Source organism: Rubrivirga aquatilis (assembly GCF_046845665.1).
Lineage (GTDB): Bacteria > Bacteroidota > Rhodothermia > Rhodothermales > Rubricoccaceae > Rubrivirga.
Genome location: NZ_CP177355.1, coordinates 3,517,064 through 3,536,206, shown reverse-complemented (window position 1 = coordinate 3,536,206; position 19,143 = coordinate 3,517,064). Strand labels below are relative to the sequence as shown.

Sequence of the window (19,143 nt, the reverse complement as noted above, 5' to 3'; positions counted from 1 at the left end):
CTCGGAGCCTCTTGGCGTGGCCTGGCACTTCGGCCCGGGAGGCTCGGGTCGAAGGTGCCTATGGGCCGCTGGCGGCGTGGACTGTACCCTCGGCACGGATGTGTCGTTTGCAGGCTAGGTCGCCCCCTCGGCATGCGTAGCCCGGTGCAGAGGCCGCTGAACCGGACCATAGGCCGGAGGTCTCTCCCCCGAGCGGCACGGTGTCGTCTCCACTCACCAAGGAGGGGGGGAGATCAGCGAAGGGGCCAGTCGCTTTACGATAGGCTGTGGGACTCCGCCTGCCAGGGGGCCGCAAGCGGACGGCCTTCTGGGAGCAGACGGGTGGGGGAGGGGAGATCCCTGGATCGGTGCGTGGAGGATGCGGTAATGGTGATCCAGCGAGATAGATCGGTGGACATTCTGCACAAAAGCTTCGCCCCTCTGCGGCTCTCAGGGCCGATCGTCATAGGCATTGTGAAGGACGCGGCATTGGGGACGGCCTCGGCCTCCGGTACCTTGAGGGTCCTGATTCGCCGCGCGGGATTGCCCCGCGCTCCACCCGCCCGCACCGCCGTGCCTACGATCAACCAACTCGTCCGCAAGGGCCGTACCCCGAAGCGCAAGACCTCAGGGGCCATCGCGCTCCAGGGCAACCCGCAGCGCCGCGGCGTCTGCACCCGCGTGTACACGACGACGCCGAAGAAGCCGAACTCCGCCCTCCGGAAGGTCGCCAAGGTGCGCCTGACCAACGGGTACGAAGTCATCGCCTACATCCCAGGCGAGGGCCACAACCTCCAGGAGCACTCCATCGTGCTCGTCCGTGGCGGCGGCGCCAAGGACCTCCCGGGCGTCAAGTACCACATCGTCCGTGGCGCGCTCGATACGGCCGGCGTCGCCGACCGTCGCCAGAGCCGTTCCAAGTACGGCGCCAAGAAGCCCAAGTAGACCGTCGGTTCGTCCGCGGAACGGTCGATCGGCGCGCTCTGCGCCACCCCGTTCGCGAGCCCTCCGAATTACCGACCTACCGATCTCCCGACCCCATGCGCAGGAAGCAAGCAGAAAAGCGGATCCCCACGCCGGACCCGATCTACGGTGACGTCACCGTCGCCAAGTTCATCGCCGCCGTCATGCGTGACGGCAAGAAGTCCGTGGCCCAGGGCCTCGTCTACGGCGCCTTCGACCTGGTCGAGGAGCGCATCGGCGAGCCCGGCGTCGAGGTGTTCCGCCAGGCGCTGACGAACGCGGCCCCCCTCGTGGAGGTGCGCAGCCGCCGCGTCGGTGGCGCCACGTACCAGGTGCCGATCGAGGTCCGCCCCGAGCGCCGCACGTCGCTGGCGTTCCGCTGGCTCCTTCAGTACGCCAAGGCCCGCGGCGACAAGTCGATGGCCAACCGCTTGGCGGCCGAGCTCATCGCCGCCTCGCGCGGCGAGGGCGGCGCCGTCAAGAAGAAGGACGACACGCACCGGATGGCCGAGGCCAACAAGGCGTTCGCCCACTTCGCCCGCTTCTAACCAGACCGTCACGCGCCCTTCTGCTCCGCGCAGAGGCCGGCCCGTTCTCTCGGCCCCCCCACCGAACCGACGACTTCCATGTCCGAAGACCTCCAAGGCAAGACCTTCTCGCTCACCAAGACCCGCAACATCGGGATCTCGGCGCACATCGACGCGGGCAAGACGACCACGACCGAGCGCATCCTCTATTACACCGGCAAGACGCACCGGATCGGCGAGGTCCACGAGGGCGGCGCGACGATGGACTGGATGGAGCAGGAGAAGGAGCGCGGCATCACCATCACCTCGGCCGCGACCACGGCCGAGTGGAAGGGCCACCGCATCAACATCATCGACACGCCCGGCCACGTCGACTTCACCGTCGAGGTGGAGCGCTCGCTCCGCGTGCTCGACGGCGCCGTCGCGCTGTTCTGCTCGGTCGGCGGCGTGGAGCCCCAGTCCGAGACGGTCTGGCGCCAGATGGACAAGTACAACGTCCCCCGCATCGCGTTCGTCAACAAGATGGACCGGACGGGCGCCAACTTCGAGAACGCCATCGCGATGATGAAGGACCGGCTCGGCGCCAACGCCGTGCCCGTCCAGATCCCGATCGGCGACGGCGAGATGTTCCGCGGGCATATCGACCTCATCTCCAACAAGGCGTTCATCTTCGACGACGCGACGCAGGGCTCGACCTGGGACGAGGTCGAGATCCCGGAGGACCTCAAGCCGACCGCCAAGAAGGCGCGCATCGTCATGCTCGAGGCCGTCGCCGAGCACAACGACGAGCTCCTGATGATGTACCTCGAGGGCGAAGAGCTCCCCGTCGACGTCGTCAAGGCGACCGTCCGCGAAGCCGCCATCTCGATGGACATCACACCGGTCTTCTGCGGGTCGGCCTTCAAGAACAAGGGCGTCCAGCAGCTGCTCGACGGCATTATCGATTACCTCCCCTCGCCGCACGACGTGCCGCCGATGGAGGGCCACAAGCCGCGTACCGAGGAGATCGTGACGCGTGAGGCCGACCCGGACGCCCCGTTCGCGGCCATCGCCTTCAAGATCGCGACCGATCCCTACGTCGGCCGCATCACGTTCGCTCGCGTCTACTCGGGAACGCTCAACAAGGGCGACGCGCTGATCAACGCCACGACGGAGAAGAAGGAGCGCGCCGGCCGCTTGCTGTTCATGCACGCCAACACACGCGAGGACGTCGAGTCGGTCAAGGCCGGCGACATCTGCGCGATCGTGGGCCTGAAGGACACGAAGACGGGCGACACTTTGTGCGACCCCAACGCTCCCGTCGTGCTGGAGGCCATGGACTTCCCCGAGCCGGTCATCAAGATCGCCATCGAGCCGAAGACGAAGGCCGACATCGACAAGCTCGGCGTCGGGCTCCAGAAGCTCGCTGAGGAGGACCCCACCTTCAAGGTGACCTCCGACGACGAGACGGGCCAGACCCTGATCGCCGGGATGGGCGAGCTGCACCTCGAGATCATCGTGGACCGCCTCAAGCGCGAGTTCAAGGTCGAGGCGAATGTCGGCGAGCCGCAGGTGTCGTACCGCGAGGCCATCCGCAAGACGGTCGACCACACGTACACGCACAAGAAGCAGTCCGGCGGTCGTGGCCAGTTCGCGCACGTCGAGATCGAGTTCTCGCCGGCCGAGCCCGGCACCGAGGGCTTGGAGTTCGTCGACGAGATCAAGGGCGGGTCCATCCCGCGCGAGTTCATCTCGTCGGTCGAGAAGGGGATCCGGAGCGCGCTCGACCAGGGCCCGCTCGCCGGCTACCCGATGGAGGCCGTCAAGGCCCGTCTCTACGACGGCAAGTTCCACAACGTCGACTCCGACCAGCTCTCGTTCGAGATCGCCGGCCGGATGGCGTTCCGCGAGGCCACGCGCCGCGCGAGCCCCGTCATCATGGAGCCGATCATGAAGGTCGAGGTCATCACGCCCGAGGAGTACATGGGCGATGTGATCGGCGACCTCTCGTCCCGGCGTGGCCGGATCGAGGGCATGGGCCAGCGCGGCGACGCACAGGTGGTCGACGCCTTCGTCCCGCTCTCCGAGATGTTCGGCTACTCGACCGACCTCCGGTCCAACACCCAGGGTCGCGCCATCTACTCGATGCAGTTCGACCACTACGAGCAGGTCCCGGCGGCCATCGCCGAGGAGATCGCCGCAGCCGGCAAGGCCGCCGCGTAGCACACACACGCACGCTGTCGCCGAGCGCCAGCGCACCGAATCACAACCCAGACCAAGAGAACAATGGCTAAGGAGCAATTCCAGCGGACGAAGCCCCACGTCAACGTGGGCACCATCGGTCACGTCGACCACGGGAAGACGACGCTGACCGCGGCGATCACGAAGGTGCTCGCCGAGGCCCAGGGCGGCACGGCGATGTCGTTCGACCAGATCGACAACGCGCCCGAGGAGCGCGAGCGCGGGATCACCATCGCGACGGCCCACGTCGAGTACGAGACGGAGGCCCGGCACTACGCCCACGTCGACTGCCCCGGCCACGCCGACTACGTCAAGAACATGGTGACGGGCGCGGCCCAGATGGACGGGGCGATCCTGGTCGTCGCGGCCACCGACGGCCCGATGCCCCAGACGCGGGAGCACATCCTGCTCGCCCGCCAGGTGGGCGTGCCGTACATCGTGGTCTTCATGAACAAGGCCGACCTCGTCGACGACGAGGAGCTCCTGGAGCTCGTCGAGATGGAGGTCCGCGAGCTCCTCGACTCGTACGAGTTCCCGGGCGACGACCTGCCCGTCATCCAGGGCTCGGCGCTGGGCGCGCTGAACGGGGAGCCCGAGTGGGTCGAGAAGGTGAACGAGCTGATGGCCGCGGTCGACGACTACATCCCGACCCCGGAGCGGGCGGTCGACCAGCCGTTCTTGATGCCGGTCGAGGACGTGTTCTCGATCACGGGCCGCGGGACGGTGGTCACGGGCCGCGTCGAGCGCGGCCAGATCAAGGTCGGCGAGCCGGTCGAGATCGTGGGGATCCGCGAGCCGAAGATGACGAGCACCGTGACCGGTGTCGAGATGTTCAGGAAGCTCCTGGACTCGGCCCAGGCCGGGGACAACGCGGGGATCCTGCTCCGTGGGATCGAGAAGGACGCCGTCGAGCGCGGGATGGTGCTGACGAAGCCCGGGGCCGTCACGCCGCACAAGGAGTTCGAGTGCGAGGTGTACATCCTGTCGAAGGACGAGGGCGGCCGTCACACGCCGTTCTTCAAGGGGTACCGCCCGCAGTTCTACTTCCGGACGACCGACGTGACCGGCGACATCGAGCTGGCCGAGGGGGTCGAGATGGTGATGCCGGGGGACAACACGCAGTTCTCGGTCAAGCTGATCCAGCCGGTGGCCATGGAGCAGGGGCTCCGGTTCGCGATCCGCGAGGGCGGGCGGACGGTCGGCGCCGGCGTCGTCTCCAAGATCCTCGACTAACGCACACACGAACGGAGCGGCTGTCGGGACCTTACCTGACGGCCGCTTCCGCCGTTCTCACCTAGCCTGACTCATGGCGAACCAGAAGATCCGGATCAAGCTCAAGTCGTTCGACCACACCCTTGTGGACAAGAGCGCTGAGAAGATCATCCGCACGGTCAAGTCGACCGGTGCCGTCGTGAGCGGGCCGATCCCGCTCCCGACCCGCAAGAAGATCTACACCGTCCTCTCCGGGCCGCACGTCGACAAAAAGGCGCGCGACCAGTTCGAGACGCGCGATCACAAGCGGCTCATCGACATCCTGTCGACCTCGTCGAAGACGGTCGATGCCCTCATGAAGCTGGAGCTTCCGAGTGGCGTCCACGTCGAAATCAAGGTCTGATCAGACTTCCTTAGCCGGCGCCCGCGCCGGCCCCACGCTTAACTAACCCCAGGTTCAATGAGCGCGATTCTCGGCCGCAAGGTCGGCATGACAAGCGTCTTCGATGCCTCCGGACGGCAGACCGTCGTCACGGTGATCGAGGCCGGCCCCTGTGCCGTCACCCAGGTCAAAACGCCCGACACGGACGGCTACAGCGCCGTCCAGCTCGGCTACAAGGACAAAAAGGAGAAGCACACCACGAAGGCCATGCAGGGCCACTTCGAGGCCGCCGGCGTCCCCGCCAAGCGCCACATCGTGGAGTTCCGCGGCGTCGACTTCGGCGACGTGACGCTCGGCGACGAGATCACGGTCGAGGCGTTCGCCGAGGGCGACCGCGTGGCCGTCACGGGGACGTCCAAGGGCAAGGGCTTCCAGGGCGTCGTCAAGCGCCACAACTTCAAGGGCGTCGGCGACGCCACGCACGGTCAGCACAACCGCCAGCGGGCCCCGGGCTCGATCGGGCAGGCGTCCGACCCGTCGCGTGTCTTCAAGGGCACCAAGATGGGTGGCCGGACCGGCGGCGACCGCGTGACGCAGAAGAACGTCCGCATCGTCCGCACCTTCCCCGACAACAACCTGATCCTCGTCAAGGGGGCCGTGCCCGGCCACAAGAACGGGATCGTCGAGATCCGCAAGGCCTAGATCCATGAAACTGACTGTCTACAACCGCGAGGGCGCCGAGGCCGGCCGTACGGTCGAGCTCGACGACGCCGTCTTTGGCATCGAGCCGAACGACCACGCCATCTGGCTCGACGTGCGCTCCATCCAGGCCGCCGGCCGCCAGGGCACGCACAAGACCAAGGAGCGCGGCGAGGTTTCGAAGTCCCGCCGCAAGCTGTATCGCCAGAAGGGCACAGGCAACGCCCGTGCCGGTGATGCCAAGAGCCCGCTCCGCAAGGGCGGCGGCACCATCTTCGGGCCCCGCCCGCACGAGTACAAGGTCCGCGTCAACATCAAGACGAAGCGGCTCGCTCGGCGAAGCGCCATCGTGCACAAGCTGAACAACGACGCCCTGCGCATCGTCGAGGACGTCCAGATGGACGTGCCCAAGACGAGCGAGGTCGCCGGGATGCTCAAGAACAACGGCGGCGGCAAGGCGCTCGTCCTGACTAACGGTCGCGACGACGTGTTCTACCGCTCGGCCCGCAACATCGCCGGCATCAAGGTGCTCGCGGCCGACCAGGCCTCGACGCTCGACCTCATGAACGCCAAGACGATCCTCCTCCAGGAGGGGGCCGTCGAGTCGTTCACGGAGGCCCTCCGTCCCCCGACGAAGGCCACCGCCACCGACACCGACGCCTAGACATGCCTGAGATCCTCATCGCTCCCGTCCTGACGGAGAAGTCGACGCGCCTCATCGACGAGGGCCGTCACTACACCTTCCGTGTCGCCAAGACCGCCAACAAGCTCGAGATCCGCAAGGCGGTCGAAGAGCGGTACCCGGACATCTCCATCAAGGAGGTCCGGACGATGGTCGTCCGCGGCAAGCGCCGCCGCCAGGCCACCAAGCGTGGTCTCGTCCAGGGCCGTCAGGCCGGCTGGAAGAAGGCCATCGTGACGCTCGTCGACGGCGAGATCGACTTCTACGAGTCCGTATAACCCCACCAGGGCGCAAAGCCGGCGGTCGCCGCCGGCAGGCAAGCCCTCTATACCATGGCAATCCGCAAACTCAAGCCGACCACTCCGGGTCAGCGTCACAAGTCGGTCTCGGCCTTCGAGACAATTACGACGGACACCCCGGAGAAGAGCCTCCTCGACACGCGCAAGCGGACGGGCGGCCGAAACAACAACGGTCGCAAGACCTCCCGCCACCGCGGCGGCGGCCACAAGCGCCGCTACCGGATCATCGACTTCAAGCGCAACAAGCACGGCATCCCCGCGCGCGTCGCCACGATCGAGTACGATCCGAACCGCAGCGCCCGGATCGCCCTGCTGTCTTACGCCGACGGCGAGAAGCGCTACATCATCGCGCCGGACAAGGTGACGGTCGGGATGACGCTCCACTCGGGCCCGGGCTCGTCGCCCGACGTGGGCAACTGCCTGCCGCTCTCGGAGATCCCGCTCGGCACGACGGTCCACGCCATCGAGATGAAGCCGGGCAAGGGCGCTCAGATGGCCCGCTCCGCTGGCACGTCGGCGCAGCTGACGGCTCGCGAGGGCAAGTTCGCCAACCTCAAGCTTCCTTCCGGTGAGGTTCGCCGGGTCCCCGTCGGGTGTGTGGCCACGATCGGCCAGACGTCCAACCCGGACCACATGAACATCGACATCGGCAAGGCGGGCCGCTCGCGCTGGCTCGGCATCCGCCCCCAGACGCGTGGTGTGGCGATGAACCCGGTCGATCACCCGATGGGCGGCGGCGAGGGCAAGTCCTCCGGCGGCCACCCGAAGAGCCCGACCGGCGTCTACGCCAAGGGCTTCAAGACCCGCAAGAAGAACAAGCCCTCCAACAAGTTCATCGTCCGCCGCCGCAAGGCTAAGAAGTAACCGATATGGCACGCTCGCTCAAAAAGGGACCTTTCGTCCACTACAAGCTCCGCCGCAAGGTCGAGGAGATGAACGACGGCGGCAAAAAGCGCGTCGTCAAGACGTGGAGCCGTGGGTCGATGATCACGCCCGACATGCTCGGCCACACGTTCGCCGTCCACAACGGGAAGCAGTTCATCCCGGTCTACGTGACCGAGAACATGATCGGCCACCGCCTGGGCGAGTTCGCTCCGACGCGGACCTTCCGAGGCCACGCCGGTGGCAAGAAGGACCGCCGCCGCTAAGGGTCTTCGGTGATCGGCGCCCGGTTCCTACCGACCGCCGCGACCCGACCACCGAACCCCAATCCTGACTAATCCAATGGAAGCAATCGCCAAGCGGAGGTACCTCCGCATCAGCCCGCGCAAGATGCGGATCGTGGTCAACGTCGTCCGGGGCAAGAATGCCCAGAAGGCGATCGAGACGCTCGAGTTCATGCCCCAGAAGGCCGCCGCGATGGTCCGCCGGGCCATCCAGGACGCCTACGGCAACCTGGTCGACCAGAACCAGGACGAGCGGATCGACGACGACGCGCTCATCGTCAAGACCATCATGGTCGACGAGGCGCCGGTCATCAAGCGGTTCCAGCCCGTCTCGCGAGGCCGGGCCCACCCGATCCTCAAGCGCTCCAGCCACCTCACGGTCGTCGTCGGTACCCCCGACCTCGCCGACGAGGCGTAACCCTACACCCAGACTTAGACATGGGCCAGAAAACCAACCCCATCGGCTTCCGTCTCGGTGTCATCCGAGGCTGGGACTCCAACTGGTACACCAGCGGCTCGTACGCCGACAAGATCGTCGAGGACCACGAGATCCGACGCTACCTCGACGCCCGCCTCAAGCGGGCCGGGCTGTCGCGCACGATCATCGAGCGGACGCCGAAGCGCGTCATCTTGACGCTGCACACGTCCCGCCCCGGTGTCATCATCGGCCGTGGGGGCTCGGAGGTCGAGAAGCTCCGCGAGGAGCTGAAGACGCTGACCGACAAGGACATCCAGATCAACATCAACGAGATCAAGCGTCCCGAACTGGACGCCTCGCTGGTGGCCCAGAACATCGCGCAGCAGCTGGAGGGCCGCGTGTCCTACCGCCGCGCGATGAAGCAGGCGCTCGGCGCCGCGATGCGCATGGGTGCCCAGGGCATCCGCATCAAGGTGGCCGGCCGCCTCGGTGGCGCTGAGATGGGCCGCGTGGAGCAGTACTTGGAGGGCCGCGTGCCGCTCCACACCATGCGCGCCGACATCGACTACGCCCAGGCGACGGCCTTCACGATCCAGGGCACGGCGGGTGTCAAGGTCTGGATCTTCCACGGCGAGGTCATCGGCACCCCCGACCTCTCGCCGAACGCGACGGCCAACCGCCAGCAGAACGCAGCTCCGAGCGTCCCCGAGCGGCGTCGCCGCGACGGACGCGGTGGTGGCCGTGACGACCGCGGCGGTCGCGACGGTGGCCGTGGCGGCCGCGGCGGCTCTGGCGGCGGCGGCCGTGGTGGCTCCGGCGGTGGCCGGGGCCGCGGTGGCTCCGGCGGCGGCGGCGGTGGCCGCCGCTAATCCGACCCTTCTGACCTTCCAATCGAGACCGAGTAAACCATGTTGATGCCGAAGCGGACCAAGTTCCGCAAGATGCAGAAGGGCCGCGTCAAGGGGCTCGCCCAGCGCGGCGCCCGTGTGACCTTCGGCGACTACGGGATCAAGGCCCTCGAGGCCGGCTGGATCACGTCCCGCCAGATCGAGGCCGCCCGTATCGCCATGACGCGCAAGATGAAGCGCGTTGGCAAGGTGTGGATCCGCGTGTTCCCCGACAAGCCGATCACCAAGAAGCCGGCCGAGACCCGCATGGGCAAGGGCAAGGGCTCGCCCGAGTACTGGGTGGCCGTCGTCAAGCCCGGCCGCGTCCTGTTCGAGATCGGTGGCGTGGACGAGGACCTGGCGCGCGAAGCGCTCCGCCTCGCCATCCAGAAGCTCCCGATCAAGGCCAAGGTCGTCGTCCGGCCTGAGTCCGCTCCTGTCCCGGCGCCCAAGTCGGCGACCGGCGATGCCTCGGGCCTCATGGCCGAGGTGACGAGCGAGGACCTGACCAACATCTATGGCCTCGGCGACACGATGGCCGAGCAGCTCATCGCTGCCGGCGTCGACTCCTACGAGTCGCTCGCCAACGCGGACATCGAGACGCTCCGCGAGATCCTCTCCGCCGGTGGCACCGACGAGCACGGCGTCAACGAGGAGACCTGGCCAAAGCAGGCCCGCCTGCTCGCCGACGGCGACTACGAGGCCTACGACGAGTACGTCGAGGGTCTCCGCGAGGCCGACGGCAACGTCGTCGAGATCGACGACGCTGACGAGGCCGACGAGGCCCCCGCGCCCGCCGTCGACTCCGCCGATGAGGCGACCTCCGAGGACGGCGACGCGCCGGCCGACGAGCCCGCCGCGTAACCGACTGATACCACTCGGCCCCGGGCGTGCGTCGCCCGGGGCCTTTCCATGACCGATATGAAAGCCAACGAGCTCCGAGACCTCAGCGAGGCTGAGATCCAGCAGCGGATCGCCGAGGAGTCCCGCGACCTCACCGACCTCCGCTTCCGGCGGACGGTGACCGGCCTCGAGAACCCGATCGTGATGCGCCACAAGCGGCGCGAGATCGCCCGCATGAAGACCATCCTGGCCGAGCGCTCCGGCGCCTCCGACCAAGCCTAGTGAAGCTTCGGTGCGGGGCTGCGCAGAGCGCAGCTCTCACTGAACCTCCACTAGGACCGACGCTACTTTCGTCGATCCAGGCCCGCACCACTCGGGCCGCCGACGCCTCGGCGTCGTTTCCGTAGTTGGTGGGGTACCGGCCCACCAAGCGACTAGCACACCCGCCCGCAAGGGCCCCAGGCTATGGCTACTGACACCCCGACCGCCGATGCGGCGGTCGCCGAGCGCGGCGCGCGCAAGTTCCGCGTCGGTCTCGTCGTCTCTGACAAGATGGACAAGACCATCACCATCGCCATCGAGCGACAGGTGAAGCACCCCATCTACGGCAAGTACGTCAGGCAGACGACGAAGCTGAAGGCCCACGACGAGACGAACGACGCCGGCATCGGCGACACCGTCCGCATCCAGGAGACTCGCCCGCTGTCGAAGACGAAGCGTTGGCGTCTCGTGGAGGTCGTCGAGCGCGCCCGATAACTGTCCACGGGGCTGGCCAGCGTTCGCTGGCGGCCCGCACTCGGCACCCCCCAATGATTCAGCAAGAGTCCCGACTCAACGTCGCCGACAACAGTGGCGCCAAGCAGGTCTTGTGCATCCGCGTTCTCGGCGGCTCCGGCCGGCGCTACGCCCGCGTCGGCGACATCATCGTCGTCACGGTCAAGAACGCGATCCCCGGCGGCAACGTGAAGAAGGGCGACGTGTCCCGCGCGGTCGTCGTCCGCACCAAGAAGGAGCTCCGTCGCCCCGACGGCTCCTACATCCGGTTCGACGAGAACGCGGCTGTCCTCCTCAACGACGCCGACGAGCCCCGCGGCACGCGCATCTTCGGGCCCGTCGCCCGTGAGCTGCGCGACCGCCAGTTCATGCGGATCGTCTCCCTCGCCCCGGAAGTCCTCTAAAGCGATGCCCCGCACGACCAACAAGCAGAAGAAGCTCCACGTCAAGAAGGGCGACACCGTCGCCCTGACGAAGCGAGTCACGGCCCACGGCGGCGGTCAGAACGACCGTCCCAAGGGGTACCAGGCCCGCGTCCTCGAGGTCTACCCCTCGAAGGAGAAGGTGCTCGTCGAAGGTGTCAACCTCCGGCTCAAGCACACCAAGCCCAACCAGGCCTACCCCAACGGTGGCCGGATTGAGGCGGAGCGCCCCATCCACGTCTCGAACGTCATGCCGATCGACGGCAGCGGCAACCCCACCCGGATCGGCCGCAAGCGCGTCGAGGACCCCAACACGGGCCAGGCCCGCTGGGTCCGCTTCGCGAAGACGACCGGCGACGAGATCGACAGCTAAGCACCATGGAGAACTACACCCCCCGTCTCAAGGAGCGCTACCGCTCTGAGATCATCGACGCGCTCACCGAGCAGTTCGGGTACGCCAACGTCATGCAGGTCCCGCGCCTCATGAAGGTGGTCGTCAACAAGGGCATCGGCGAGGCCTCGCAGAACAAGAAGGTTCTCGACGACGCCATCGAGGAGCTCCGCAAGATCACCGGCCAGCAGCCGGCGACGCGGAACGCTCGCTCGTCGATCTCCAACTTCAAGCTCCGCGAAGGCATGCCCGTCGGCGTCACGGTGACGCTGCGAGGGGACCGGATGTGGGAGTTCGTCGACCGTCTCGTGACGCTCGCGCTCCCCTCCGTCCGTGACTTCAAGGGCGTCAAGGACCGCAGCTTCGACGGCCGCGGCAACTACACGCTGGGGATCAAGGAGCAGATCATCTTCCCCGAGATCGACATCGACTCGACGCCCCGCATCTCGGGCCTCGACATCACGTTCGTGACCACGGCCGACACGGACGAGGAGGCCCACGCGCTGCTCAAGGCGCTCGGCATGCCCTTCGTCCGTCGCGAGGCCCAGGCCGCGTAACCCACACAGAGAGAACCATGGCTAAGACCAGTGTCGTCGCTCGCGAGAAGAAGCGCCGCAAGACCGTCCTGAAGTACGCCGACAAGCGCGCGCGCCTCAAAGAGGAAATGCGAGCGCTCAAGTCGAGCGAGGACTTCAACCCCGCCCAGGCCCAGGCCATCGCGGAGGAGCTCCAGAAGCTCCCGCGCAACGCCAGCCCCTCCCGGCTCCACAACCGGTGCGCCCTGACCGGCCGCCCGCGTGGCTACCTCCGCAAGTTCGGCGTCTGCCGCAACGTCTTCCGCGAGCTCGCGGTCGAGGGCAAGATCCCCGGCATCCGCAAGTCCAGCTGGTAGCCGCGAGCGGGTAGGGGATACGTGGTCCCTCCACGTCCATCCCTTTCCGCACGTGAGATCCAGTATTTACTCCTCCTCTAGCGGCCAGGCGGCACACCCGAACCGGCCGAAGAAACAATGAGCGCTCTCAGCGACCCCATCGGGGACTTCCTCACCCGGATCCGCAACGCCCAGAAGGCCCGCCATCCGTACGTGGATGTGCCGGCCTCCAACCTCAAGCGTGCGGTCACCCAGATCCTCGTCGACAAGGGCTACGTGGCCGACTACGTCAACGTCGAGGACAACAAGCAGGGCCTGATCCGGGTCTACCTCCGGTACCTCCGGGGCGGCAAGCCGGTCATCCAGACGATCAAGCGCATCTCGAAGCCCGGCCTTCGTCGCTTCGTCGGTGCCAAGGACTTGCCGCGCGTGATGAACGGGCTCGGCATCGCCATCGTCTCGACTAGCCGTGGCGTGATGACGGACAAGGAGGCCCGACGCGCCGGCATCGGCGGCGAGGTCATCGCGACCGTCAGCTAGTCCGGCCCCCAGAGATCCAGGGCCGCACGGCCCGCAGCTACAGACACTCATGTCCCGAATCGGAAAGCTTCCCATCCCGTCGGTCGACGGCGTCACCGTCGAGGTGTCGGCCAAGAACCAGGTGACGGTCAAGGGTCCCAAGGGCGAGCTCTCGCTCCAGGCCGACCCCGACCTCACGATCGACACCTCCGGTGAGGAGATCGTCCTCTCCCGCCCGACCGAGCAGAAGCGCCACAAGGCGCTCCACGGCCTGACCCGTTCGCTGATCGCGAACATGGTCCAGGGCGTCTCAGAGGGCTACACCAAGTCCCTCGAGGTCATCGGCGTCGGCTTCCGCGCCGACGCCACCAAGATGGCGGGTATGGACGTGCTCGAGCTCGCGCTCGGGTTCTCCCACCCCATCTACTTCGTCCCGCCGGACGGCATCGTGATCGAGGCCGAGACCGTCCGCGGCAAGAACCCGATCATCAAGATCTCCGGCATCGACAAGCAGCTCGTTGGTCAGGTCGCGGCCAAGATCCGCGCCCTCCGTCCGCCGGAGCCCTACAAGGGCAAGGGTGTTCGCTACGTCGACGAGTTCGTCCGCCGCAAGGCCGGCAAGACCGCCGCTCGTTAATCCTGATCGGCCTGCGAACGCGGGCCGGCTCCTTCATCGCGCGGCCGGACGGCCCACCCGTCGGCCCCCAGCGCAACCATTATGTCTAAGACCGCCAAAAAGGTGACGCAGCGGCAGCGCATCCGCCGCCGCATCCGCGCCAAGATCGCCGGCACGCCGCAGCGTCCGCGCCTCGCCGTGTTCCGTTCGAACAAGCACATCTACGCCCAGCTCATCGACGACCTCGCCGGCGCCACGTTGGCGGCGGCCTCGACCCGAGAGGGGGAGACGATGATCGGCGTGGACGCTTCCAAGGCCGTCGGCCAGCGGATCGCGGAGCGCGCGAAGGAGGCCGGGATCGACCGCGCCGTCTTCGACCGAGGCGGCTACCGCTACCACGGCAACGTCAAGGCCGTCGCAGAAGGCGCCCGCGCCGCAGGCCTCACCCTCTAACACCGAATCTCACCATGGCACAGCAGCAGAACCGAGGAGGTCGCGGGGGTCGTAACGACGGGCGCGACAACGAGGCGAACCGTTCCAACCTGATCGAGCGCCTCGTCGCCGTCAACCGCGTGGCAAAGGTCGTCAAGGGCGGCCGGCGCTTCTCTTTTAACGCAGTCGTCGTCGTCGGAGACGGCAACGGCAAGGTCGGGCAGGGCCTCGGCAAGGCCAACGAAGTCGCCGATGCGATCTCGAAGGGCACCGAGGACGCCAAGAAGAACCTGGTCGCGGTCCCCGTGACGAGCACCGGGTCGATCCCGCACGCCGTCCGTGGCCGCCACGACGCGGGCTCGGTCCTCCTTAAGCCGGCCTCCGACGGTACGGGCGTCATCGCCGGTGGCGGTGTCCGCGCCGTCCTCGAGTGCGCCGGCATCCGGAACGTGCTCTCGAAGAGCCAGGGCTCGTCGAACCCGCACAACCAGGTCTCGGCGACCATGGAGGCCCTCGGGCAGCTCCAGGATCCCGCCGAGGTGGCCGCTCGCCGCGGCATCACCATCAAGCAGGTGTTCGAGGGCTAGCGCGTGGGGCGAGGCGCGCCGGGTCCCCTCCCGCCGTCTCGCCTCATTCGAAGCCCGACGACCCACGTCAACCGAAAACGATGTCGACTCTCAAGATCACCCAGACCCGGAGCCAGATCCGCCGGCCCGGCGGCCAGAAGCGGACGCTCGTGGCCCTCGGCCTCGGCCGCATCGGCAAGACCGTCGAGCACGAGGCCACGCCGCAGATCCGCGGCATGGTCGCGAAGGTGCAGCACATGGTCTCCGTCGAGGAGGCCTAGGTCCAGCGTGGGGGAGACCCCGCTGGGTCGGTCCCTGCGGGGACGCTTCACCGATAAACCCAACCGAGACCGGCCCGGCTCCGTGCCTGGCCGGTCTATCTTTGACCCGCGCCGCCATCGGCGCCGCGCCGGCGGATCCGTTCGCTAGCGCACCGCGAGTCGGCCCATTGTGGGCCGGCGCCACTAGCCCCCTCATACGATGGACCTCAGCAACCTCAAGCCCGCGAAGGGCTCGACCAAGAACAAGAAGCGCATCGGGCGCGGACAGGGCTCCGGCCACGGCAACCACACTGTCGGCAAGGGCCACAACGGCCAGAAGAGCCGCTCCGGTGGCAGCGTCCCGACGTGGTTCGAAGGCGGCCAGATGCCGCTTCAGCGCCGCGTCCCCAAGTTCGGTTTCAAGAACCGCAACCGCGTCGCCTACGACCCGATCAACCTGGGCCGTCTCGGGGCGCTCGTCGAGGAGGGCCGCGTCGAGTCCGGCGCCACGCTGACGCCGGAGACGCTCAAGGCGCTCGGGATGGGCGGCAAGAACGGCCGCTACAAGATCCTGGGCGGCGGCGACTTCTCCGCCAAGCTCGACGTCCACGCCCACGCGTTCTCTGCGGCGGCGAAGGAGAAGATCGAGTCCGCCGGTGGCACTGCCACTGTCATCGAGGCCTAGAGGGGACCGGTCGGGGCGTCGCCCCGAGCCCCCGTCCCCCGCACCCTGAACCCCCCCTGATATGGCCTCGGTCGCCGAATCGATCCGCAACATCTGGAAGATCCACGAGCTTCGGCAGCGGATCCTCTTCACGCTGGGCATCCTGATCGTCTATCGCCTGGGGTCGTACGTCACGCTCCCGGGCGTCGACGCGATCGCGCTCCAGGAGCTCGCGAATGCCAACCCGAACCAGGGCGGCCTCTTCGGGCTGTTCGACCTGTTCGTGGGCGGCGCGTTCTTCCGAGCCGGCGTCTTCGCCCTCGGGATCATGCCGTACATCACGGCGAGCATCATCATCCAGCTGCTCGGCGCGGTCTGGGCCCCGATCCAGAAGCTCCAACGCGAAGGCGAAGACGGACGGCGCAAGATCACGCAGTGGACGCGGTACGGTACGATTGTCATTACGGCTCTCCAGTCGATTGGCTACGCGATCAACCTGCAGTCGACCTCTGCCGGGGCCATCGTCATCCCGGCGTGGGCGTTCACCGTCGTCTGTGTGATCTGTCTGACCGCCGGCACCGTCTTCGTGATGTGGCTCGGTGAGCGGATCACTGAGAAGGGCATCGGCAACGGCATCTCGCTCATCATCATGATCGGGATCATCGCCTTCCTGCCCCAGGCCTTGCTCAATGAGGTCCCGCAGTTTGGGGGCATCGGCCGGAGCGACACCAACATCTTCATCTTCCTGATCGAGATCGCGGCGCTGTTCCTGGTAACCGCAGGGGTCGTCTATGTGACGCAGGGCACGCGCCGGATTCCGGTCCAGTACGCCAAGCGCGTCATCGGGCGGAAGCAGATGGGCGGGACGACGCAGTACCTCCCGCTCCGCGTCAACGCGGCGGGCGTCATGCCGATCATCTTCGCGCAGTCGATCATGTTCATTCCGAGCACGATCGCCGCCTTCTTCCCGGAGAGCGCCGTGATGCAGACGATCGGGACGGCGACGGGCGACATCTTCGGGTTCTGGTACTCGGCGATCTTCTTCGTCATCTGCGTCTTCTTTACGTACTTCTACACGGCTATTGCGGTGAACCCGCAGGAGATGGCCGACACGATGAAGCGCCAGGGCGGCTTTATCCCGGGCGTCCGTCCGGGCCGCCAGACGAGTGAGTTCATCGACACCATCCTGACGCGGATCACGCTGCCGGGCGCCATCTTTATCGGCGCCGTCGCTATCCTGCCGGCGTTCGCCGCGCAGTTCGGCGTGCAGCAGGGCTTCGCGCAGTTCTTCGGCGGCACGAGCCTGCTGATCCTGGTGGGCGTGACGCTGGACACGTTGCAGCAGGTCGAGAGCCACTTGCTGATGCGCCACTACGACGGGTTCATGAAGACAGGCCGCGTCCGCGGCCGCCGCCGATAGTGGCGCGCGGTCGGATCACGCTGAAGAGCGCCGCCGATGTCGCCGGCCTCCGCGAAGCCGCGGCGGTCGTCGGCCAAGCCCTCGCGGCTGCCGCCAGTGAGATCCGGCCCGGCGTCCCGACCCTCCGCCTCGACGAGGCGGCCGAGGCGGTCATCCGCGATGCGGGTGGCCGTCCGGCGTTCAAGGGCTATCAGATGGGGCCCGACACGTCGCCCTTCCCGGGCAGCCTGTGCATCTCGGTCAACGACATCGTGGTGCACGGGATGCCGAGTGCCTACGAGCTCCGCGACGGCGACGTGCTCTCCGTCGACTGCGGCGTGGAGCTGGGCGGCTACTACGGCGACTACGCGTACACCTTCGGCGTCGGGGAGATCTCCGCATCCGCCCGCGCCCTCCTTGACGCCACCAAGGCGTCCCTCTACGAGGGGATTGCCGCGGCGCATGCGGGAAACCGCGTCGGCGACATCGGGTACGCCGTGCAGAGCTATTGCGAGAGCCGTGGCTATGGGGTCGTCCGCGACCTGGTAGGCCACGGGGTCGGCACCAACTTGCATGAGCCCCCGAACGTGCCCAACGTCGGGCGCCGAGGCGTCGGCAAGCGGCTCCGTGAGGGGCTGACCATCTGCATCGAGCCGATGATCAACGGGGGCACGGGCGAGGTCACCGTCGACGCGGATGGCTGGACGGTCCGCACCGCCGACGGCGCGCCAAGTGCTCACTTCGAGCACATGGTCCACGTCCAGAGAGGGGAGGCCGAGATCCTGTCCTCGTACGAACCGATTGAAGCCGCGCTCCGAGCGCGCGACGGCGAGCCCACGCCCGCCGCCTAACCGACACGACAAACCACCTGCGCACCCGCGCTCCCGAATGGCGAAGCAGCCTGCGATCCGACAAGACGGCAAGGTCACCGAGGCCCTCCCGAACGCCCAGTTCCGCGTGGAACTGGAGAACGGACACGAGATCCTCGGCCTCCTCTCCGGCAAGATGCGGAAGTTCTACATCCGCATCCTCCCCGGCGACCGCGTGACGGTCGAGATGTCGCCCTACGACCTGACGAAGGGCCGGATCGTCTACCGCTACAAGTAGCCCGACGGACGCCGCGCTCGCGGCGCCAGCGGGCCGGAGGGCACGAGTCTGGCGGGGTTTTCACGCCCCGTCCGACCATTCCCCACGGCCCAAGAGCGTTCTTCCATGCCGGCCGTTCCCGCCGGTACCAGACTCCAGACCGAGAGACCCATGAAGGTTCGCGCCAGCGTCAAGAAGCGGTCGGCCGACGACAAGATCGTCCGCCGCAAGGGCCGCATCTACATCATCAACAAGAAGAACCCCAAGCACAAGCAGCGCCAGGGGTGAGCGCCTCGCGCCTGGCCGCAGCACTCGGCTGACGGCGTGCGCGACGCTCGGACACACAAGCATCCAGCACTATGCCTCGTATCGCAGGAGTCGACGTCCCCGGCCGCAAGCGCGGCCTGATCGCCCTTCAGTCGATCTTCGGCGTCGGCAACAGCCGCGCCCTCGAGATCCTCGAGCGCGCCGGTCTCGACACCGACACGCATCCCGACCAGTGGTCCGAAGATGAGACCCGGCGCGTCCGGACGCTCGTCGAGGACAACTACGTCGTCGAGGGCTCGCTCCGCACGGAGACGCAGCTCAACATCAAGCGGCTGATGGACATCGGCTGCTACCGTGGCTTGCGCCACCGTCGCAGCCTGCCCGTCCGCGGCCAGCGGACGAAGACCAACGCTCGCACCCGCAAGGGCCGCAAGAAGACGGTCGCCGGCAAGAAGAAGGCCCCGCGTAAGTAGCGCGGGCTGGCCCCCTCCGGGGCGGCCACCCCTTTTCGGGAGCGCCCGCACGCAGGCACCGCTCGTCGCGCATCCGCGCCGGCGGCCACCCCTGACGCGCCCGCACCGACCCACCTCATTCCAGCA

30 protein-coding genes and 1 pseudogene are annotated in these 19,143 nt (G+C 67.4%); all 31 read left to right on the top strand.

Features of this window, described 5'->3' with window-relative positions:
* Positions 1-552: 552 nt before the first annotated feature.
* The 31 genes and pseudogenes from rpsL (at position 553) to rpsM (ending at position 19,017) form a co-directional block, all read left to right on the top strand.
* Entirely contained in the window at positions 553-924 is a 372-nt protein-coding gene (gene rpsL / locus ACLII4_RS15715; RefSeq protein ID WP_412063707.1) for a 30S ribosomal protein S12, read from the top strand.
* 95 nt (positions 925-1,019) lie between these two features.
* Positions 1,020-1,490: a 30S ribosomal protein S7 gene (gene rpsG, locus ACLII4_RS15710; protein WP_095515971.1), complete on the top strand. Its 471-nt coding sequence runs from the start codon at positions 1,020-1,022 to the stop codon at positions 1,488-1,490.
* Positions 1,491-1,568: 78 nt separating this feature from the next.
* A complete protein-coding gene (gene fusA / locus ACLII4_RS15705) occupies positions 1,569-3,671 on the top strand; it encodes an elongation factor G (RefSeq protein ID WP_412068337.1) in 2,103 nt (700 codons plus the stop codon).
* Positions 3,672-3,734: 63 nt separating this feature from the next.
* On the top strand, positions 3,735-4,922 hold the full coding sequence (gene tuf, locus ACLII4_RS15700) for an elongation factor Tu (protein ID WP_412067894.1): 1,188 nt from the start codon (positions 3,735-3,737) through the stop codon (positions 4,920-4,922).
* Positions 4,923-4,995: 73 nt separating this feature from the next.
* Entirely contained in the window at positions 4,996-5,304 is a 309-nt protein-coding gene (rpsJ, locus tag ACLII4_RS15695; RefSeq protein WP_412060446.1) for a 30S ribosomal protein S10, read from the top strand.
* A 57-nt stretch (positions 5,305-5,361) separates the two neighbouring features.
* Positions 5,362-5,985 (top strand): 50S ribosomal protein L3, encoded by a 624-nt coding sequence (gene rplC, locus ACLII4_RS15690; RefSeq protein WP_412068336.1) that lies wholly within the window; start codon positions 5,362-5,364, stop codon positions 5,983-5,985.
* Between the two features lie 4 nt (positions 5,986-5,989).
* On the top strand, positions 5,990-6,646 hold the full coding sequence (gene rplD, locus ACLII4_RS15685; RefSeq protein ID WP_412068335.1) for a 50S ribosomal protein L4: 657 nt from the start codon (positions 5,990-5,992) through the stop codon (positions 6,644-6,646).
* A gap of 2 nt (positions 6,647-6,648) precedes the next feature.
* Positions 6,649-6,942, top strand: coding sequence for a 50S ribosomal protein L23 (rplW, locus tag ACLII4_RS15680; RefSeq protein WP_412068334.1), 294 nt, complete (start codon positions 6,649-6,651; stop codon positions 6,940-6,942).
* 54 nt (positions 6,943-6,996) lie between these two features.
* Positions 6,997-7,827: a 50S ribosomal protein L2 gene (gene rplB / locus ACLII4_RS15675; protein ID WP_412068333.1), complete on the top strand. Its 831-nt coding sequence runs from the start codon at positions 6,997-6,999 to the stop codon at positions 7,825-7,827.
* 5 nt (positions 7,828-7,832) lie between these two features.
* On the top strand, positions 7,833-8,111 hold the full coding sequence (rpsS, locus tag ACLII4_RS15670; protein WP_412060441.1) for a 30S ribosomal protein S19: 279 nt from the start codon (positions 7,833-7,835) through the stop codon (positions 8,109-8,111).
* Between the two features lie 76 nt (positions 8,112-8,187).
* Positions 8,188-8,547 (top strand): 50S ribosomal protein L22, encoded by a 360-nt coding sequence (gene rplV / locus ACLII4_RS15665; protein WP_412068332.1) that lies wholly within the window; start codon positions 8,188-8,190, stop codon positions 8,545-8,547.
* A 20-nt stretch (positions 8,548-8,567) separates the two neighbouring features.
* Positions 8,568-9,416 carry a 30S ribosomal protein S3 gene (gene rpsC, locus ACLII4_RS15660; RefSeq protein ID WP_412068331.1) on the top strand — a complete coding sequence of 283 codons (849 nt, stop codon included), beginning with the start codon at positions 8,568-8,570 and terminating at the stop codon, positions 9,414-9,416.
* A gap of 39 nt (positions 9,417-9,455) precedes the next feature.
* A pseudogene (gene rplP / locus ACLII4_RS15655) lies at positions 9,456-9,863 on the top strand (50S ribosomal protein L16); the annotation flags it as partial.
* Positions 9,864-9,914: 51 nt separating this feature from the next.
* Positions 9,915-10,298 carry a helix-hairpin-helix domain-containing protein gene (locus ACLII4_RS15650; RefSeq protein ID WP_412070574.1) on the top strand — a complete coding sequence of 128 codons (384 nt, stop codon included), beginning with the start codon at positions 9,915-9,917 and terminating at the stop codon, positions 10,296-10,298.
* Between the two features lie 48 nt (positions 10,299-10,346).
* Complete coding sequence (gene rpmC / locus ACLII4_RS15645) at positions 10,347-10,559, top strand: 50S ribosomal protein L29 (RefSeq protein WP_412068330.1); 213 nt, start codon at positions 10,347-10,349, stop codon at positions 10,557-10,559.
* 183 nt (positions 10,560-10,742) lie between these two features.
* Positions 10,743-11,033, top strand: coding sequence for a 30S ribosomal protein S17 (gene rpsQ / locus ACLII4_RS15640; protein ID WP_412068329.1), 291 nt, complete (start codon positions 10,743-10,745; stop codon positions 11,031-11,033).
* Positions 11,034-11,086: 53 nt separating this feature from the next.
* The gene (gene rplN / locus ACLII4_RS15635; protein ID WP_412060436.1) at positions 11,087-11,455 is read left to right on the top strand and encodes a 50S ribosomal protein L14; all 369 of its coding nucleotides are present in this window, start codon (positions 11,087-11,089) and stop codon (positions 11,453-11,455) included.
* A 4-nt stretch (positions 11,456-11,459) separates the two neighbouring features.
* Complete coding sequence (rplX, locus tag ACLII4_RS15630; RefSeq protein WP_412068328.1) at positions 11,460-11,846, top strand: 50S ribosomal protein L24; 387 nt, start codon at positions 11,460-11,462, stop codon at positions 11,844-11,846.
* 5 nt (positions 11,847-11,851) lie between these two features.
* Positions 11,852-12,421, top strand: coding sequence for a 50S ribosomal protein L5 (gene rplE, locus ACLII4_RS15625; RefSeq protein WP_412068327.1), 570 nt, complete (start codon positions 11,852-11,854; stop codon positions 12,419-12,421).
* A gap of 17 nt (positions 12,422-12,438) precedes the next feature.
* The gene (rpsN, locus tag ACLII4_RS15620) at positions 12,439-12,756 is read left to right on the top strand and encodes a 30S ribosomal protein S14 (protein WP_412068326.1); all 318 of its coding nucleotides are present in this window, start codon (positions 12,439-12,441) and stop codon (positions 12,754-12,756) included.
* 117 nt (positions 12,757-12,873) lie between these two features.
* On the top strand, positions 12,874-13,275 hold the full coding sequence (gene rpsH / locus ACLII4_RS15615; protein WP_412068325.1) for a 30S ribosomal protein S8: 402 nt from the start codon (positions 12,874-12,876) through the stop codon (positions 13,273-13,275).
* Between the two features lie 49 nt (positions 13,276-13,324).
* Positions 13,325-13,891, top strand: coding sequence for a 50S ribosomal protein L6 (gene rplF / locus ACLII4_RS15610; RefSeq protein WP_412068324.1), 567 nt, complete (start codon positions 13,325-13,327; stop codon positions 13,889-13,891).
* Positions 13,892-13,972: 81 nt separating this feature from the next.
* Positions 13,973-14,323 carry a 50S ribosomal protein L18 gene (gene rplR / locus ACLII4_RS15605; RefSeq protein WP_412068323.1) on the top strand — a complete coding sequence of 117 codons (351 nt, stop codon included), beginning with the start codon at positions 13,973-13,975 and terminating at the stop codon, positions 14,321-14,323.
* Positions 14,324-14,337: 14 nt separating this feature from the next.
* Positions 14,338-14,889 (top strand): 30S ribosomal protein S5, encoded by a 552-nt coding sequence (gene rpsE / locus ACLII4_RS15600; RefSeq protein WP_412068322.1) that lies wholly within the window; start codon positions 14,338-14,340, stop codon positions 14,887-14,889.
* A gap of 80 nt (positions 14,890-14,969) precedes the next feature.
* Entirely contained in the window at positions 14,970-15,149 is a 180-nt protein-coding gene (gene rpmD / locus ACLII4_RS15595) for a 50S ribosomal protein L30 (RefSeq protein WP_412068321.1), read from the top strand.
* A gap of 199 nt (positions 15,150-15,348) precedes the next feature.
* Positions 15,349-15,813 carry a 50S ribosomal protein L15 gene (gene rplO, locus ACLII4_RS15590; protein WP_412068320.1) on the top strand — a complete coding sequence of 155 codons (465 nt, stop codon included), beginning with the start codon at positions 15,349-15,351 and terminating at the stop codon, positions 15,811-15,813.
* A 61-nt stretch (positions 15,814-15,874) separates the two neighbouring features.
* Positions 15,875-17,212: a preprotein translocase subunit SecY gene (gene secY, locus ACLII4_RS15585; RefSeq protein ID WP_412068319.1), complete on the top strand. Its 1,338-nt coding sequence runs from the start codon at positions 15,875-15,877 to the stop codon at positions 17,210-17,212.
* Positions 17,212-18,042, top strand: a complete 831-nt coding sequence (gene map / locus ACLII4_RS15580; RefSeq protein WP_412068318.1) for a type I methionyl aminopeptidase — start codon at positions 17,212-17,214, stop codon at positions 18,040-18,042. The genes secY and map overlap by 1 nt, the downstream gene beginning before the upstream one ends.
* Positions 18,043-18,079: 37 nt before the next feature.
* A complete protein-coding gene (infA, locus tag ACLII4_RS15575; protein WP_095516158.1) occupies positions 18,080-18,298 on the top strand; it encodes a translation initiation factor IF-1 in 219 nt (72 codons plus the stop codon).
* Positions 18,299-18,448: 150 nt separating this feature from the next.
* Complete coding sequence (rpmJ, locus tag ACLII4_RS15570) at positions 18,449-18,565, top strand: 50S ribosomal protein L36 (protein ID WP_095510537.1); 117 nt, start codon at positions 18,449-18,451, stop codon at positions 18,563-18,565.
* Between the two features lie 71 nt (positions 18,566-18,636).
* Positions 18,637-19,017, top strand: coding sequence for a 30S ribosomal protein S13 (gene rpsM / locus ACLII4_RS15565; RefSeq protein ID WP_412068317.1), 381 nt, complete (start codon positions 18,637-18,639; stop codon positions 19,015-19,017).
* The last annotated feature ends 126 nt before the right edge of the window (positions 19,018-19,143 follow it).

Excerpts from the sequence above, each read along its gene's own strand:
- rpsM (WP_412068317.1), top strand. The coding sequence starts at position 18,637 with ATGCCTCGTATCGCAGGAGTCGACGTCCCCGGCCGCAAGCGCGGCCTG.
- rplV (WP_412068332.1), top strand. The coding sequence starts at position 8,188 with ATGGAAGCAATCGCCAAGCGGAGGTACCTCCGCATCAGCCCGCGCAAG.
- rpmJ (WP_095510537.1), top strand. The coding sequence starts at position 18,449 with ATGAAGGTTCGCGCCAGCGTCAAGAAGCGGTCGGCCGACGACAAGATC.
- rpsQ (WP_412068329.1), top strand. The coding sequence starts at position 10,743 with ATGGCTACTGACACCCCGACCGCCGATGCGGCGGTCGCCGAGCGCGGC.
- rpsE (WP_412068322.1), top strand. The coding sequence starts at position 14,338 with ATGGCACAGCAGCAGAACCGAGGAGGTCGCGGGGGTCGTAACGACGGG.
- rpmC (WP_412068330.1), top strand. The coding sequence starts at position 10,347 with ATGACCGATATGAAAGCCAACGAGCTCCGAGACCTCAGCGAGGCTGAG.
- tuf (WP_412067894.1), top strand. The coding sequence starts at position 3,735 with ATGGCTAAGGAGCAATTCCAGCGGACGAAGCCCCACGTCAACGTGGGC.
- fusA (WP_412068337.1), top strand. The coding sequence starts at position 1,569 with ATGTCCGAAGACCTCCAAGGCAAGACCTTCTCGCTCACCAAGACCCGC.
- infA (WP_095516158.1), top strand. The coding sequence starts at position 18,080 with ATGGCGAAGCAGCCTGCGATCCGACAAGACGGCAAGGTCACCGAGGCC.
- rpsS (WP_412060441.1), top strand. The coding sequence starts at position 7,833 with ATGGCACGCTCGCTCAAAAAGGGACCTTTCGTCCACTACAAGCTCCGC.
- rpmD (WP_412068321.1), top strand. The coding sequence starts at position 14,970 with ATGTCGACTCTCAAGATCACCCAGACCCGGAGCCAGATCCGCCGGCCC.
- ACLII4_RS15650 (WP_412070574.1), top strand. The coding sequence starts at position 9,915 with ATGGCCGAGGTGACGAGCGAGGACCTGACCAACATCTATGGCCTCGGC.
- rpsG (WP_095515971.1), top strand. The coding sequence starts at position 1,020 with ATGCGCAGGAAGCAAGCAGAAAAGCGGATCCCCACGCCGGACCCGATC.
- rplE (WP_412068327.1), top strand. The coding sequence starts at position 11,852 with ATGGAGAACTACACCCCCCGTCTCAAGGAGCGCTACCGCTCTGAGATC.
- rpsC (WP_412068331.1), top strand. The coding sequence starts at position 8,568 with ATGGGCCAGAAAACCAACCCCATCGGCTTCCGTCTCGGTGTCATCCGA.
- rplN (WP_412060436.1), top strand. The coding sequence starts at position 11,087 with ATGATTCAGCAAGAGTCCCGACTCAACGTCGCCGACAACAGTGGCGCC.
- rplX (WP_412068328.1), top strand. The coding sequence starts at position 11,460 with ATGCCCCGCACGACCAACAAGCAGAAGAAGCTCCACGTCAAGAAGGGC.
- rplW (WP_412068334.1), top strand. The coding sequence starts at position 6,649 with ATGCCTGAGATCCTCATCGCTCCCGTCCTGACGGAGAAGTCGACGCGC.
- secY (WP_412068319.1), top strand. The coding sequence starts at position 15,875 with ATGGCCTCGGTCGCCGAATCGATCCGCAACATCTGGAAGATCCACGAG.
- rplR (WP_412068323.1), top strand. The coding sequence starts at position 13,973 with ATGTCTAAGACCGCCAAAAAGGTGACGCAGCGGCAGCGCATCCGCCGC.
- rplC (WP_412068336.1), top strand. The coding sequence starts at position 5,362 with ATGAGCGCGATTCTCGGCCGCAAGGTCGGCATGACAAGCGTCTTCGAT.
- rpsJ (WP_412060446.1), top strand. The coding sequence starts at position 4,996 with ATGGCGAACCAGAAGATCCGGATCAAGCTCAAGTCGTTCGACCACACC.
- rplO (WP_412068320.1), top strand. The coding sequence starts at position 15,349 with ATGGACCTCAGCAACCTCAAGCCCGCGAAGGGCTCGACCAAGAACAAG.
- rpsN (WP_412068326.1), top strand. The coding sequence starts at position 12,439 with ATGGCTAAGACCAGTGTCGTCGCTCGCGAGAAGAAGCGCCGCAAGACC.
- rplD (WP_412068335.1), top strand. The coding sequence starts at position 5,990 with ATGAAACTGACTGTCTACAACCGCGAGGGCGCCGAGGCCGGCCGTACG.
- rplF (WP_412068324.1), top strand. The coding sequence starts at position 13,325 with ATGTCCCGAATCGGAAAGCTTCCCATCCCGTCGGTCGACGGCGTCACC.
- rplB (WP_412068333.1), top strand. The coding sequence starts at position 6,997 with ATGGCAATCCGCAAACTCAAGCCGACCACTCCGGGTCAGCGTCACAAG.
- rpsH (WP_412068325.1), top strand. The coding sequence starts at position 12,874 with ATGAGCGCTCTCAGCGACCCCATCGGGGACTTCCTCACCCGGATCCGC.